At 68.3% G+C, this 14,654-nt stretch carries 10 protein-coding genes, 1 tRNA gene and 1 pseudogene; 8 read left to right on the plus strand and 4 right to left on the minus strand.

Annotated elements, in window-relative coordinates; all coding sequences use genetic code 11:
* Positions 1-16 precede the first annotated feature (16 nt).
* Positions 17-1,153, plus strand: a complete 1,137-nt coding sequence (locus WAS25_RS02820) for a hypothetical protein (protein WP_422309991.1) — start codon at positions 17-19, stop codon at positions 1,151-1,153.
* A gap of 17 nt (positions 1,154-1,170) precedes the next feature.
* Positions 1,171-1,247: transfer RNA gene (locus WAS25_RS02825), tRNA-Pro, on the plus strand.
* Positions 1,248-1,524: 277 nt separating this feature from the next.
* On the opposite strand, the gene WAS25_RS02830 is transcribed toward WAS25_RS02825, so the two are convergent.
* The 3 genes from WAS25_RS02830 to WAS25_RS02840 form a co-directional block, all read right to left on the minus strand.
* Positions 1,525-2,982 (minus strand): glycoside hydrolase family 130 protein, encoded by a 1,458-nt coding sequence (locus WAS25_RS02830; protein WP_422309992.1) that lies wholly within the window; start codon positions 2,980-2,982, stop codon positions 1,525-1,527.
* Positions 2,982-5,264 carry a glycosyltransferase family 4 protein gene (locus tag WAS25_RS02835; RefSeq protein WP_422309993.1) on the minus strand — a complete coding sequence of 761 codons (2,283 nt, stop codon included), beginning with the start codon at positions 5,262-5,264 and terminating at the stop codon, positions 2,982-2,984. The genes WAS25_RS02830 and WAS25_RS02835 overlap by 1 nt, the downstream gene beginning before the upstream one ends.
* Before the next feature lie 248 nt (positions 5,265-5,512).
* Positions 5,513-5,971 (minus strand): tetratricopeptide repeat protein, encoded by a 459-nt coding sequence (locus WAS25_RS02840; RefSeq protein WP_422309994.1) that lies wholly within the window; start codon positions 5,969-5,971, stop codon positions 5,513-5,515.
* A gap of 83 nt (positions 5,972-6,054) precedes the next feature.
* Here WAS25_RS02840 and WAS25_RS02845 point away from each other — a divergent pair.
* A pseudogene (locus WAS25_RS02845) lies at positions 6,055-6,618 on the plus strand (DUF4337 domain-containing protein).
* Positions 6,619-6,666: 48 nt separating this feature from the next.
* Here WAS25_RS02845 and WAS25_RS02850 read toward each other — a convergent pair.
* Positions 6,667-9,663 (minus strand): response regulator, encoded by a 2,997-nt coding sequence (locus tag WAS25_RS02850; protein ID WP_422309995.1) that lies wholly within the window; start codon positions 9,661-9,663, stop codon positions 6,667-6,669.
* 286 nt (positions 9,664-9,949) lie between these two features.
* On the opposite strand from WAS25_RS02850, the gene WAS25_RS02855 reads away from it, so the two are divergent.
* The 5 genes from WAS25_RS02855 (at position 9,950) to WAS25_RS02875 (ending at position 14,555) form a co-directional block, all read left to right on the plus strand.
* Positions 9,950-10,111, plus strand: a complete 162-nt coding sequence (locus WAS25_RS02855; RefSeq protein WP_422309996.1) for a hypothetical protein — start codon at positions 9,950-9,952, stop codon at positions 10,109-10,111.
* 189 nt (positions 10,112-10,300) lie between these two features.
* Positions 10,301-11,068 (plus strand): hypothetical protein, encoded by a 768-nt coding sequence (locus WAS25_RS02860; protein ID WP_422309997.1) that lies wholly within the window; start codon positions 10,301-10,303, stop codon positions 11,066-11,068.
* A gap of 57 nt (positions 11,069-11,125) precedes the next feature.
* A complete protein-coding gene (locus tag WAS25_RS02865) occupies positions 11,126-13,045 on the plus strand; it encodes a hypothetical protein (protein ID WP_422309998.1) in 1,920 nt (639 codons plus the stop codon).
* A gap of 10 nt (positions 13,046-13,055) precedes the next feature.
* Positions 13,056-13,985 carry a PKD domain-containing protein gene (locus WAS25_RS02870; RefSeq protein WP_422309999.1) on the plus strand — a complete coding sequence of 310 codons (930 nt, stop codon included), beginning with the start codon at positions 13,056-13,058 and terminating at the stop codon, positions 13,983-13,985.
* Positions 13,986-14,111: 126 nt separating this feature from the next.
* Positions 14,112-14,555: a hypothetical protein gene (locus tag WAS25_RS02875; protein ID WP_422310000.1), complete on the plus strand. Its 444-nt coding sequence runs from the start codon at positions 14,112-14,114 to the stop codon at positions 14,553-14,555.
* The last annotated feature ends 99 nt before the right edge of the window (positions 14,556-14,654 follow it).

Genomic DNA, 14,654 nt, shown 5'->3' on the forward strand with positions numbered 1-14,654 from the left:
TCCCATCGAGGTCCCCATGCGTCTTCCCCTGCTCCCCCTCCTGCTCGCCGCCAGCCTCCTGCCCGCCCAGGCGCCCTCCAAGGCTGCCCCCAAGGCAGCCAAGCCCGCGTCCAAGGCGGCTCAGGCAAAGCCCACCCCGGAAGCCGAGGCCGCCCGCCAGGCACTCCTGCAGACCCTGGACGCCGTGGACACCGGCTGGTTCGGCCAGCCCTACCAGGGCATCACCTCCGTCGAGATGCAGGGCACCCTGGGCATCGCCCTCAGCGGCGCCCTGATCAACCAGAAGGTGGACACCGCCAGCCAGGGTGCGGTGAAGGGAAACAGCCAGGGCGGCCAGGCCAACCTCCGGGTCAAGGGCACCTACTTCGCCAACGGCGACTTCAAGACCGACCTGGCCGGCGACTTCGGCACCATCCTCTACACCCGGCGCGGCAACCGCGGCTTCATCTACAGCAAGGAGCAGAACGCCTACACCACGCGGGTGGACCTGCCCCCCTCCGACGCCCCGCTCACCTACATGTCCTGGTTCCGCCAGACCCTGAACGACATCAAGGCCGTCTACGTCGACGCCCCCACCTTCCAGGCCACCCTGGCCGGCGAGGAGACCGTCAACGGCCACACGGTCCAGCGCCTGGTCTTCAACGCCCCCACCAAGGGTTGGGACGCGAAGAAGCGCGAGCAGAGCCTGGCCCAGAGCCTGGGCTTCTGGAAGCGCGGCAAGCTTGAGGTCGCCGTGGACAAGACCACCAAGCTGCCCGTGCGTCTCGACTTCCGCAACGACGAGCAGGGCGTGCAGACCCGCATGGACTTCACCTACGGCGCCAACAACCGCCTGAACTCCGTGAACATCAACAACAGCAGCCGCGGCTTCGAAGGTCCGGGCTGGCTGCGGGTCGGCTACGGCGGCGACGGCCGCATGTCCAACGTGGCCGGCGAGCTGTCCAGCCAGGACAAGAAGGTGTCCTTCGCCATGGACCTAGCCTGGTCCAAGGGCCGCACCGCCGCCGATATCGCCGCCATCCCCCCCGCCGGGGCCACCAAGCGCGGTCGGGAGGACATGGAGACCCAGCTCATGCTGAACCTCGCCACCAAGATCTTCGACCTCCAGCGGGCCGGCCTGAACCTCCGCAGCGTCGCCATCGGCGGCAAGTAGCGATAGACTGAACCCATCGGGGCGTGGCGCAGCCTGGTAGCGCATCTGCTTTGGGAGCAGAGGGTCGGAGGTTCGAATCCTCTCGCCCCGACCACAAAACGGGGGCCTGCGGGCCCCCGTTTTGTGGTCGGAACAAAGCAGGAGATTCGAACCTCCGAGTGGGATCGCGGAGACAGCGCAGTGCGCTGTCGGGAGCGAGACCGGCGACTGTTAAAGCCAGACGCAGTTCGAATCCCGACCGGATGGGTCGGAGCCCCAGAAGGGTAAGCGGCCAACCTCCTAGGGAGCTAGGCGGTGTGTCCGAACAAGGCCGGCACGCGGCGCAGCCGGGTGCGTTCGAACCGCGTCGTGCGGGTCGGCGTCGCCGGACCTCACCCCACCAGCCGGGTCAGCAGTTCATCCAGGGACACGCTCACGATGGTGGAGGCATGGTCGCTCATGGCGTAGGGCAGGATCAGCTCCCGGCCGTGGATGAGGGAGCCGCAGCTGTAGACCACATTGGGGACGTAGCCCTCCCGGCCATCGCCTTCCGGCAACAGCAGCGGCTCGGAGAGCCGCCCCAGCACCTTCGTCGGGTCATGGAGATCCAGCAGGGCGGCGCCGATGCAGTACTTGCGCATGGGCCCCACGCCGTGGGTGAGCACCAGCCAGCCCGCCTCGGTCTCGAGGGGTGAGCCGCAGTTGCCGATTTTCACGGATTCCCAGACCTCCGCCGGGTGCAGGATGACCTTCGGGTCGCTCCAGTAGTGGGGGTTGTCCGAGAACATGAGGAAGAGGTTCTCGTCGTCCTGGCGGGACAGCATGGCGTAGTTGCCGTCGATGCGCCGGGGGAAGAGCGCCATCCCCTTGTTCTGGACGGCGGAGCCGTTGAGGGTGAGCACCCGGAAGTGGAGGAAGTCCCGGGTCTCGATGAGCTGGGGCAGGATGGCGTGCCCGTTGTAGGCCGTGTAGGTGGCGTAGTAGGTGACCTTGCCGTCGTCGTCCGTGAAGCGGACGAAGCGGGCGTCCTCGATGCCGTTGCTCTCGTTGGGCGAGACCGGGAAGATGACCCGCTCGCTCATGGCCAGCTCGGGGGGGAAGTGCATCTCGTAGTTGGAGTCGGCCAGCCACTGGATGCAGCTGAGGGTGTTGGTGAGGCCCTGGGTCACCGGCTGGGTCTCCCGCCGCACGCGCAGCACGCTCCGGAACAGCTCGCTGCGCGTGAACCCGTCGCCCAGCGGCTCCATCACGGCCGTGGAGGCCCCGTTCTCGAAGCCCATCTCGTGCAGCTTCACCACGAAGGGCACCTTCATGTAGCTGGGGTCGGGGTCGAGCACGGGCATGCTGACGAAGCGGGAGATGGCATCAAGCTGGATGTCGCCCGCGGCGCTGATGAGGCCCGTGCGGAATTCGACGGAGGAGATGTGCCCTTCCCCGGTGGCGCGGAGGCTCATGATGAAGCGCAGGGCGCCCTCGGCCACGCCCGCCTGATCCGGATGCGGAACGATGGAGGGATTGAAGAGGGCCGCGGATTCCAGGGCGTACTCGCCCGAGAAGAGGGCCCCGATGAGGAGCGTGCGTTCCTTCGACAGCGGCCGGTGCGTGAAGAGGTGGGGCACCACCTTGGCGAAGCTGGCCAGCAGGGAGGCCTCGATGTCCAGGTGCCGGGCCTCGAAGTCCTTCAGCACCGCGGCCAGGTCCCGCCGAGTCTCGGCCTCGCTCAGGGCCAGGGCGCGGCCGATGATGGTGGTGATCCGCTGGACGCCGCCGGGAATGAAGGGGCGGAGGATCACCCGGGCGCTTTTCGGAACCAAGCTGATGTCGTGGTGGCGAAGCGGGATGGGGCGCATCAGGAGAACCGCAGGGGGTGGGCGATGGGGTGCTCCGCGAAGGTCATCTCGGCGAGGGAGAGGTGGAAGGCCAGGGTGGATTCCGCGCCCTGGTTCTCGCTGACCCGGTCGTGGTGGAGGCCGTCGCTGCAACCGCCGCTGCTGGAGTCGTAGAGGGGTACCTCCAGGTCGTTGCGGCCCAGGAACCACTCGAAGGCCCGCTTGGCCTCGTGGCTCCAGGCGTCATCCCGGGTCGCACGGAAGGCCTCGAGGCAGGCGGAGACCATGGCCTGCGCCTCCACGGGCTGCTGGTCGAAGTCGGCCCGGGCGCCATCCCGCGCGTAGAACCCGTTGCTGCCGATGGGCCGGAAGTGGCCGGCCTGGGTCCGCTGCAGGGAGGCGAGCCAGCGGAGGGATTGTAAGCCGACGTCCAGAGCCTCCGGGTGGGGCATCCGCTGGCCCCCCAGCAGGAGGGCTTGGCAGAGGCGGGCGTTGTCGTAGGAGGCGATGGGCTCGAACCAGGGCCAGTCCGGGGTGGCGCAGGCCTTCCAGAGGGTCACGAGCCGCTCGGTGAGGCTGCTACAGGCGCTGAGCATCTGCGGGTGGCCGGGATGGCGCCCCAGGAATTCGTGGATGCCCAGCAGTGTGAAAGCCCAGGCCCGCGGGGACGAGAAGCCCTCCACCGCCGGAAGACCGCGCTCGAACAGCTGGCTGGCCAGGCGCCGGTGGCCTATGTTGCGCGATCGCCCCGCGCAGGTGCCCAGGGCCCACAGGGCCCGGGCGTGGCTGTCCTCGCTGCCGGCCTCCTCCAGCCAATGCCGACCATGGGTCATGAAGTTGCGGAAGCGATTGGTCTCCTGGTTCAGGGCGGCGCAGAGGAAGGCGAGGTAGCTGGTGGCCTGGCGGTCGAGCAGTTCCTCCGGTGGCCGGCCGCCCAGCTCGTCCAGGAGGATGCAGAGGATCAGGGCGCGGGCGTTGTCGTCGGTGCAGTAGCCTTCGTGGAAGTTCGGGACATTGAAGATGGCGTGCTGGAACATGCCGGTCCCGTCGCTCATGCGCACGAGGTGGTCCAGGCGCAGGGGCGGCAGGTCGTAGGGTCGGCTGGCCAGAGTCCAGTGGGCGAAGGCCTTGCGCGGGGCGACCTTCCGGTCCGCTCCCGCCTGCCGGAAGGACCCGAGGTAGCGCTGCGCAACCGACGGCCAGATCATCCCGCGGCCCATCTGGTAGGCCGTTTCCCGCGTGCGCTGCAGGAGCTCCGGGTCGTCGAGGTAGGCGCAGACCCCCGCTGCGATGGCCTGCGGGTCCCGGAAGGGCACCAGGATGCCGCGCCCGTCGGCCAGCAGCTCCTGGGCGTGCCAGTAGGGCGTGGACACCACGGCCTTGCCGGCGCCGAAGACGTAGGCCAGCGTGCCCGAGGTGATCTGGGCCTCGTTGAGGTAGGGCGTCAGGTAGATGTCCGTGGCACCGATGAACTCCTTGAGGTCCTCCAGCGAGACGAAGCGGTTATAGAAGATCACGTGTTCCTTCACCCCCCGGGCCTCCGCCAGCCGCTCCAGACCCAGGCGGTAGCTCTCGCCGTCGCGGGCGACCAGGTGGGGATGGGTGGCGCCCAGGACGAGGTAGACCACGTTCGGGTGCCGTCGCACGATGGCCGGCAGGGCTTCGATGACGGTCTCGATGCCCTTGCCGGGGCCCAGCAGGCCGAAGGTGAGCAGCACCATCCGGCCCTCCACGCCCAGCTCGGCCTTGAAGAAGCTCGAGTCGACGAAGGGCAGGTCTGGGATGCCGTGAGGGATGAGGTCCACCTTGGCGCCTGGAATCCCGTAGGTCTCGTGGAGGATCTCCGCGCCCTTCTGGGCCATCACCACCAGCCGGTCACTGCGACGCGCCAGCTCCTCCATGACCTTGAACTGGGCCGGATTCGGATCCCGCAGCACCGTGTGCAGCGTGGTCACCACCGGCATCCGGACTTCCTTGAGCAGGGCCAGCAGGTGGCTGCCCGCCGGTCCGCCGTAGATGCCGAACTCGTGCTGCACGCAGAGGACATCGACCTTGTTGAAGTTCAGGTAGTCCGCCGCCCGGCGGTAGGAGTCCACATCCCGCTCGTCCAGCTCGAAGCGCACCCGCTCCGGGTACTCGTAGGCGTCCAGGCGATCGTTCACTGCCCCGGCGAAGCACTGGGAGGCGGGCGCCGCCTCGGCCACGGCTTCACACAGATCGTGGGTAAAGGTGGCGATGCCACAGAGGCGGGGCAGGAACCCGCCGAGAAAGGCGATCCGTCCCGGTGCCGTACTATCGGTCATGTCCACTCCCGGGTGGTTCCCAGGCAGGAAGGGCCGTGACCTGGAATGGAACGATTCACCTGATCGCCCAGGCCACCCACCAGGCTGATCCTGCGCCTGAAGGCGGCATTCGCCTAACGAATTCGAAACGAGCTCGCGGACCTGATCTCTCCGTGACACAGCAAGAACGACTTAGGGCGGAACCGGGTGGGTTCGGGTGTGCGTACGGGTGGGTAGGCGCCGGGCAGCGAGAACGCCAGACTGCCAGATCAATCCTGACGCCCGCTCCGCTTCCGGACCTCCGCCTCCAGCCTCCGCACCCGAGCCTGAGCTGCCCTCACCTCCAGCGCCGAGAGCTTTCTCGCTGCCAGGTCGCGGTTCGTCGCGGCACCCGGCTGTCCATTAGCGGCGGCGAGCGCGAACCACACGTAGCCCTCGGCGACATTCCGGGGCAAGCCCTCCCCGCGGGAATACGCATTCCCCAGGTTCATCTGGGCCCCGGGATGCCCCTGTTCCGCGGCCAGCCGGTACCATCGGGCCGCTGCCGCGTGGTCCCGCAGGAGGCCCCGGCCGAAGTGGCAGCGATCACCCAGCTCGAACTGGGCGGCCGCATCCCCGGCCTGGGCTTTCGCCCGCAGCGTCATCAGTTCGGCGGACGGGGTCCCGGGCTGCCCAGCCAGCGGCGGGGCCAGGAGGCAGGTTGCGAGGATCAGCGGCAGTCGGCCCATGGTGCACCCGGGAAGCCGCCAGTGTACGCGCAGGCCGACGCCGGCCCTGGTGCCCTAGCCCGGGGTCGCCCCAGGAGGACCCCATGCCCGAAGCCCTCGAACGGATCCAGGAAGAGGTCCAGGACCACGCGGCGGAGAGCCGCTTCAATGGCTTCATCGCCCTCTTCGTGGCGGTGGTGGCCACCTTCATGGCCCTGTGCAACGTGAAGGACGGCAACGTGGTCCAGGCCATGCAGCAGTCTCAGGCCCGGGCCGTGGACCAGCGGGCCTACTATCAGAGCAAGAGCACCAAGTAGCACATCGCCGAGAACTCCGCGGACATGTTGAAGGCCTAACTGGAGATGAACCCGGGATTGAAGTCCGAGGTCCAGGCCTGGGTCGAGGCGAAGGTCGCGGCCCAGGTGGCAGCAGCGAAGCGGTACGAAAAGGAGAAGGAGCAGATCCGCGGTGAGGCCGAAAAGGCCGCAAAGGACTATAACGCCATGAACATCCACGACGACCAGTGCGACCTGGCGGAGGCCTGCCTGAGCGTGGCGGTGGCCCTGGCGGGTGTCACCGCCCTCACGAAGAAGCGCTGGCTCTTCGGCGTGGCAGGGGTCTTCGCCGCCTTCGGCTTCCTCTTCGGGCTGGCGGGCTTCCTCCACTGAACCTGCACTCGGACCTGATGGCCAGGATCCTGGGCTGAGGCGGCGTCCTCAGCGGCGGGTCGAGGCGCCTCCGGCCGGATCGAACCTCGCCCTTAGCTCCTCCACGATGCGGCCCAGGCTTGCTTCGAATCGCGCCAGGAGCGGGGCTACGACCTCGGGAGGGGCGACCGGGATCGTGTTCTGCAGCTCACGGGAGAGGGCGGCCAGCTCCAGCGCTCCGATGGTGCCAGCCACCGCGATCATGGAGTGGGCCAGCCGGGTTGCGGTCTCGGTGTCACCCGCGACCAGGGCCGCCTTGATCTCGTCCGCCGCGCCCGGCTTCAGCTCGAGAAAGCGGCGGAGCATCTTGTCGTGGAGCTCGGCGTTGCCGGAGAACGAGGCCAGGCCCGCCTCCCAAGAGAGGCCCACCGGGGCCTGGACTGGAACGGCGGCGGACCTCTCCAGTTGGCGGGGTGCGAGAACACGACCGCCCCGCTGGAGCCATGTCGCCAGGGTGCCGAAGAGCTCGTCGGGGTTGATGGGCTTGGTGACGTAGTCGTTCATGCCGAGGGACAGGCACCGCTCGCGCTCCGGCAACATGGCGTGGGCCGTCATCGCGAGGATGGGCAGGTCGGCGTACCTGGCCTCGGCGCGGAGCAGCCGGGTGGCCTCATAACCATCCATCACGGGCATCTGGAGATCCATGAGGACCACATCAAAGGGGGCTGTGTGGGCCTTCTCCACCGCTTCGCGCCCATTCACGGCGAGGGTGACCTCCATGCCCATGAGAGTCAGGAGCTCCATGGCCACCTGCTGATTGAAGTCGTTGTCCTCCACGAGCAGGACCTTTGCCCCCCGGAGCCGCGCCAGCTGTTCCGGCGAAGTGGCCTGCCTAGGCTGCAGGAGGCGTGTGGGGGCCTTCTCTCCGAAGGCGTGGGAGATGGCGTCGAGCAGAGACGAGGGTGACACGGGCTTGGTGAGGTAGCCGTCCAGGTGCTCCGCCTCCACCCGGCGGGCCACTTCCTCGTCCCCGTAGGCGGTCACCATGATGATTTTCGGGGAGTCCCACTGGCCAGGCGTCGACCGGATTCGCCGGGCGGCCTCGAAGCCATCCTCGTTGGCCAACCGCCAGTCCAAGAGGACCAGGTCATAGGGACCCCGCTCCAGTTCCTCGAAGGCCTCCTGCGCCGAGGCCAGCATGGTGGCCTCGTAGCCGAGGCCGGTGGCTAGGCCGTGCAGGATGAGCCGGGCGATGGGACTGTCGTCCACAATGAGGATGCGCAGACCGTCCTTGCCTTCGAAGGCGTGATCCCGGGCCGCGGGAACGTGGCGGCCGATGGCGAACATGGCGGTGAAGCAGAACTCGCTCCCACGACCCAGCTCGCTCTCCACCCAGAGCTCCCCGCCCATCATCGATACGAGGTGCTTGCTGATGGCCAGCCCCAGGCCCGTGCCGGCGAACTTCCGGGTACTGGAGCTGTCCACTTGGCTGAAGGGCTGGAACAGCTGGCGGGTCTGCTCTGGGGACATGCCGATACCTGTGTCCCGCACCGAGAACTTGAGGGTGACGCGGCCGTCCCCAGCCTGGACCTTGGTGACGGTGACCACGACCTCGCCCGTCTCGGTGAACTTCACGGAGTTGCTGCAGAGGTTGGTGAGCACCTGGCCCAGCCGCAGGGGGTCGCCATGCAGGCAGGGAGGGACCTCTGGGGAGATGTGGAGCATGAACTCCAGGCGCCTCTCGGCCGCCTTTATGCCTACGAGCTGGGTGACCCGCTCGAAGGTTTCCTCAAGGAGGAAGTCCTTGGTGTCCATGTGGAGCTTGCCGGCCTCGATCTTTGAGAAGTCGAGGATGTCGTTGATGATCCCGAGCAGGGAGTCGGAGGCGATCCGGGTCTTGAGCAGGTATTCCCGCTGACGGTCAGTGAGCTCGGTCTGCAGGGCCAGATGGGTCAGAACACTGACGGCGTTCATGGGGGTCCTGATCTCATGGCTCATGTTCGCCAGGAAGGCGCTCTTCATCTGGTTGGCGGCCTCGGCCGCCTCCTTGGCCTGCACCAGGTCGAGGTTCGCGGCCTGGAGCTCCGCGGAGCGCTGGGCCACCAGCTCCTCGAGGTGCGCCTTGTAGAGGGTCAATTCCGTGAGCGCGCGTTCCCGCTCCCCTTCCAGCTGGGCGCGCCGGGCGAGCTCCTTCTGCAACTCGCCGGTGCGTTTTCCGATGAGCCGCCGGAGCGCCCAGGACCAGAATCCAAGGAAGGTCAGCAGCAGGATGAGGAGGATGGGGAGCGCGGCGATCAGCACCCGCTGGAGGATTCTGGCAAACGGGACTTCGTCTGCGTCCAGGCTGCCGAAGTGCTTGGCGTAGAGACGGTCGAGGGTGCCGTCCTCCTTGAGCCGGAAGATCCCCTCGTTGAGCTGGGCCAGGAGCACGGGGTTGCCCTTGTGCACGGAGATGCCTCGCCGGGAGGGGTAGATTTCCGTGGGCACGACCGAAATCTCCGGGTAGGCCTTCTGGCTCTTGAGGTAAAGCCAGGTGTACTTGGGCGCTACGGCGCAGTCGGCCTTGCCCTCGCTCAGAGCGGTGATGCAGGCCTCGTTGCTGGCAAGCTCCTGGTAGGGGATGCCCTGCAGCCTGAAGTGCTCGGCCACGGCGTTGCGGCGGTTCACCAGCACGGTCTTGCCGAGGAGGTCCCGCTCGGAATGGATGGTTCGATCCCCACGGCGGACCAGCAGGATGTAGGTCATGGTGTGCGTGGGCACCGTGAAGTCCATCTGCTTCGCCCGTTCTTCGGTGAAGATCACCGTCCCGAGGGCATCCAGGTTGCCGCGCTCGAAGGCGTCCCTCGCATCCCCGAAGGCCATGGGACGCAGGTCGATGGGCCTCCCGATCACCCGCTCCAGGGCCCTGATGAGGTCGTTGTTGAAGCCGGCGGGCTGCCCGTGCTCGTCCAGATACTCATAGGGGGGGTTGCCGAGGTTGGTGGCCACGGAGAGGGGTCGGGGCGGGGGGGCCGCCTCCAGGGGCATCAGACAGCCCAGCAGGACAGTGACCCCAGTGCCCTTCATGAGGCCTCGGATCCAGGTCCAGACCCGCAGCATCAGGGGGGGTGTCCCGCCCAGGCATCGGGTCGGACTGAGGGCCCCACAGGGAGTGCCGGGAGACGACGAGGTGGTCACAGCATCAGCTTTCAGGTGCAGGCTCTCATCGGGATGACGGCCAGCCCTCCTGAATCCTGCTGGAGGGCTGGCATTCTTCCTGCCTTTTGTGACGACGGTCGGCACCCTCTGCCTCGTGGCCGGTTATCGTCAGCAGGACTGCCCTTGGGCCAGTGTCCCGAGCCGTGGAGCATCCGTGTCCCCTGATCCCATCTCGAACGCGAAGCTGATCGCCCTGCTGCGTCGCTTCCTGATGGAGCACGCCAAGTCCGCCTCCCGGTCCATCTGCCACTGCCCCATCTGCGTGGACGCCCGGAAGCTGCTGGAGAAGGCCTACGGGGAGAAGCCCCTGGCCTGACCCCGGCCCGGTGTAGCGGGGTTGGTGGGTGCCGCCGCGGGTCAGGGCAGGACCCCGGACGCGGTCTGCAGGGTTGATGCTGTGCGTTTGATTGAATCTATTTTTAGTCGTTTGGACTATTTTTTCAAATCGTGGACAAGGCCTGTAGACTGTTTGACCTATTCGCACCACCACCCAAGGGAGGTATCTATGAAGCGGTCCTACGCAGTTGCAAGTGCATTGATGCTGGGTCTCATCCTCCAGGCGGCCGAGGGCAAGCACATCGCCAAGGCCGTCCTCCAGACCCGGGCAGGGGCCACGGTCGCCTCCGCCCAGGCCGATTCCAACGGCTGCGTCCGGTTTACCAACGTGCCGCCCGGGGATTACCAACTCGTCGTGACCAGCCCCGATGGCCGGTCCGTCACCCTGGCCGATCTGGATGGGGATGGCCATTCGGACATCAGCATCCAGGGCCATGGCGCGGCCGGCACGTCCTTGAGCACCGGCGGCGGTGCCGGGAAAGTCAGCGTCCAGGACTTGAGCGTCACCCGCAGCACGGCGCCGGGGGCTGCGCCGGCTTCGCCTGGTTCCGGCGGCGGTGCCGGAAAGGTCAGCGTGCAGGACCTGAGCATTACCAAGAAGCAGGCCCAGGGCGGAGCCCTGCCGGGCGGCGCGGTGGTGTCGGCGGGGGTCGTCTCGCCCCGGGACTCCGCCAGCGGCCTGCCCACGGGCAAGCGCATGCACAAGCCCGTGGTCTGCCTGGTGGACTGGGACCTGGCCAAGGGCAAGGGGGGCTTTGCCTCCGAGCGGGCCGCCCAGGACGAAGGTCAGGCGCTGCCCGACACCCCGGGCGGGCGCTGCGTCGTCAAGGTGGTGGCGGACCAGCATCCGGGCACCATCGAGGTGCTCAGCTGGTCCTGGGGCGCCTCCCAGTCCGGCAAGCACCAGAAGACCGGCCACGTCACCCTCCTGAAGTGACCCGGAGCCACCGCGTGGTCCTAACCCGTGCTTGAGTCCCGAACCTTGCGAGGGCTGGTGCGCGCCTTGAGCGCTGCGCCAGCCCTTCTTGCCCAGGCGCCCCCGCCCGTGGAGGTGGAGTTCCTCACGCCGCCCGCCCCTGGCGGACCTCTGGTCGTCCAGGCCAAGGCGCCCCCAGGGACGGAGTGGGTGGTGCTCTTCCACCGGAAGGCGGGCGAGGCCGAGTTCGAGACGCTCACCCTGGTGCGCGGGGAGGACGGACTCTTCACGGCGCGGGCCGAGACGGTGCTGCCCACGGGGGTTCCGATCCAGTGCTACGTGGCCTCCAAGGGGGCGGCGGGGGTTGCCACGCTGCCGGCGGAGGCCCCTGCCGCCTTCTTCACCCTGAACCTGCCCGCCTCCACCGAGCCGGAGCCCCGGGCGGGAGAGGCCGCCCCGCCTCCTCCGCCAAAGCCCCACGGACCGATCTACGTGGATGGCAGCGCCACGGATCTCGTCCACCGGAAAGTGGCCGCTCCCAATGAGCCGACCCTCCTCGCGGCAGGCCAGGTCCGCCTGGTGCTACAGAAGGACGAGGAGGGCCGCCAGCTCGCCTTCGGTGCGCGCCTGGTCTACTCGAACCAGCCGCTGCCGAACCAGGCCCGGTGGACCGTGGGGGACATCCAGGCGGTCTACGCGGCCGGGGCGCACCGCCTCCAGGCGGGCGATCTGATGACCCAGGAATCCGAGTTCACCCTGGGCCCCGGGGGCCGGCGGGGCCTCGACTACACCTACTCGGGCCAGCCCACGGCGGCCCACCTCTTCGCGCTCAACACCCAGCGGCAGGCCGAGCTGACGGGCCTCCTCTGGCCCGTGGCGGGCAGCGAGGCCTACGGCGGCTCCCTCAGCCGCCTCTGGTTCGACAACACCCTGCGCACCAAGCTGGTCTTCCTAACGGGTCGGGACGACCTGGCCACGGCGGCGAACCTGGTGACAGCCTTCGCCCTGCCCGTGCGGGAGGGCTCCACTGGCGCGCTGGTGGTCGATGGCCGCTTCCTGGAGAACCGCCTGGCGGTCTCCGGGGAATACGCCAGGAGCCTCTACACCCCGGACGCGAAGGCGGGCGTGGCCATGGAATCAGACCAGGCCTGGCGCCTCGCCAGCCAGTGGACCGAGGGCTCCTTCAGCGCCCAGGCGGGCTACCGCGCCGTGGGCCAGGCCTTCGGCACGGTGGGCGTGGCCTTCTTCACAGGGGACCGGCGGGTCCTCGACGGCAGCGTGGCCCTGAACCGCCCCACCTGGGGCCTCAGCGCCACGGCCTCGGACGAGCGCACGAACCCCACCGGCCGGGTGAACCTCAGCCAGGCCTGGAGCCAGTCCCAGAGCCTGGATGCGCGGGTGGTGCTCAACCCCACGGCCACCTGGCGGGTGGGCCTTCGAGCGGGGCGGCAGGAGGCCGAAGTGGTGGCCAATCCGTTCATTCCCTTCAGCAACAGCGAGCGCTCGGGGGTGGTCACGGGCTTCGACCTGATGCTGCCGCCCCAGGTGGTGCTCAGCTTCAACGCGCAGTTCGACCAGCTCCAATCCACCGGCTACACCCGCACCACGGGCACCAGCAAGGCGCTGTCCCTGGGGGGCAACTTGGGTCTCGGCACCTGGGGTCGCCTGTCCCCGAACCTGAGCTGGTCGCGGATCCTCAGCCAGCCCGGAGACCAGCAGACCACCATCGCCAACGCCTTCCTGAACGCCCAGTTCAGCCTGATCCCCGGGACGCTGCAGCTGCTACTGAACGGGGGCGGCTCCCGGACCGTGCTCGCCACGGGCGTGACGCTGAACGCCTCCACGGCGGAAGGCACCCTGGGGCTCACGCTGGATCCCTACCTCCGGAACTTGGCGCGGGGCAGCCTCGGGCTGAAGGCCCGCTACACCCGCAATCCCGCTTTCGTGGGCATCGTCGAAGACAACCGCCTGTTCCTTCTCCTGAACCTGTCCTTCTGAAGGGTGAACCATGCGCTGGTTCCGCACATGCCTCGCCCTCTCCCTCGCCCTGGTGGTGCAGGCGGCGGGCACCATCACCGCCAATCCGGGCGTCCCCTTCCCGGGCCGGCCCGTCACCTTCATCCTGACGGCCACGCCCGACCCCGTCGGCCAGGTGCAGTGGTCCTTCGGAGACGGCCGCGTGGCGGATGGCGGAACCATCGCCACCACCACCTACCTGACGCCGGGCTCCTACACCGTGCGGGCCGTGTTCCGCTCCTCCAACGGCGGCGCGCTCTCCCCGCCCCAGGTGGCCCAGGCCCAGGTGCGGGTGGCGGACCATCCCGCTGCGCCCTTCAGCATTGCCATGCTCCGCCTGCGCTGGGAGGACGGCGGCACCGAGGCCGCCGTGGCCCAGGGCGCCACGCCCCTGGTGGCCTTCCTGGACCTCAAGTGCGAGGGTACAGGTGCCTTCCAGGCCCAGTGGACCGTAGATGGCGTGCCGGTGGGCACGATCACGCGCCAGGTGGCCTTCGCCTCCACCCTCACCGTGGATTCCCGGGACCTTCCTTCCCTCCCGACCACCGAGCTGGGCGAGCACCAGGTGAGCCTGCGCATCCTGTCGCCCCCGGTCAGCTTCCAGGTGCCGGTGATCCGCTACTTCGTGCGCCTGGACCGGGGCGAGCCGCCGCGCATCGAGGCAGTGGAGCCGGCCCAACTCCGTGCGGGGGCCGAGGCCGAGCTGCAGCTCACGGGACGGAACCTCACGGCGGATATGCACCTCTCTTTCGGGAAGGACATCGCCGTGCTCGCGCCGCCGCGGATCCTCTCCTCAGACCGGGCCACCGTGCGGGTCTACCTCTCTCCCACGGCCCGACCGGGTCTCCGGCGGATTGGCGTTGCCAACCCGCTTGGGAAGGCGCGGGGTCCGGGGAACCTCCGCGTGCTGGAGAGGCGCTGAGGCCAGAACCCATGGACATCCATTGACTTCTTCTACGGTCGCGCCAGAGGAGGATTCCCGGCGGTCGGTTCCGCACGCACTCAGGCAGACCTATACTTGGACCAGCCTCCCAGCGGGGGAGGACCCATGGCGATCACCGCAATTCAGAGCAGCTCAGCGAGCCTCGCGGTGGGGTCAGGCAGGGCCCGGGCCGCGGCCTCCTACGACTCCAGGGATACGAACCAGGACGGCGTCGTCTCTCCGGCGGAGGCGCTGGCCTATGACCTGAGGCATCCGAAGTTCACCACGACTGGGCGGACGTCGGCGCCTCTGCAGGAGCAGGTTGGCTCGCGTCGGAGTGACTTCCTGGCGAACTCGATGGTCCAGGCAGATCGTTCCAGCAGCGCCTACGTGGATCCGAGAGACACGAACCGGAACGGTACCGTCAGTCCCATGGAACGGCAGGCCTATGACCTGAGGCATCCCCTGCAGGGAGTCAGCCCGGGACCAGCCCAGGCGACCTATGCTCCCCGGGCCTTGAGGGCCGCTGGAATGGCCGACCGGAGCAGGGTGCTCGACCTCTACGCCTGAAGCTTGGTGGCATCGGGTCCAGCCAAGTGCTGGTGGGCGCTGACCCAGGTCAAGCTGGCCTCGAACTGCATCCGGTTGTGCCGTCCGCCGGTCTTGCTC

This window comes from Geothrix sp., from assembly GCF_049292215.1.
Classification (GTDB): Bacteria; Acidobacteriota; Holophagae; order Holophagales; family Holophagaceae; genus Geothrix.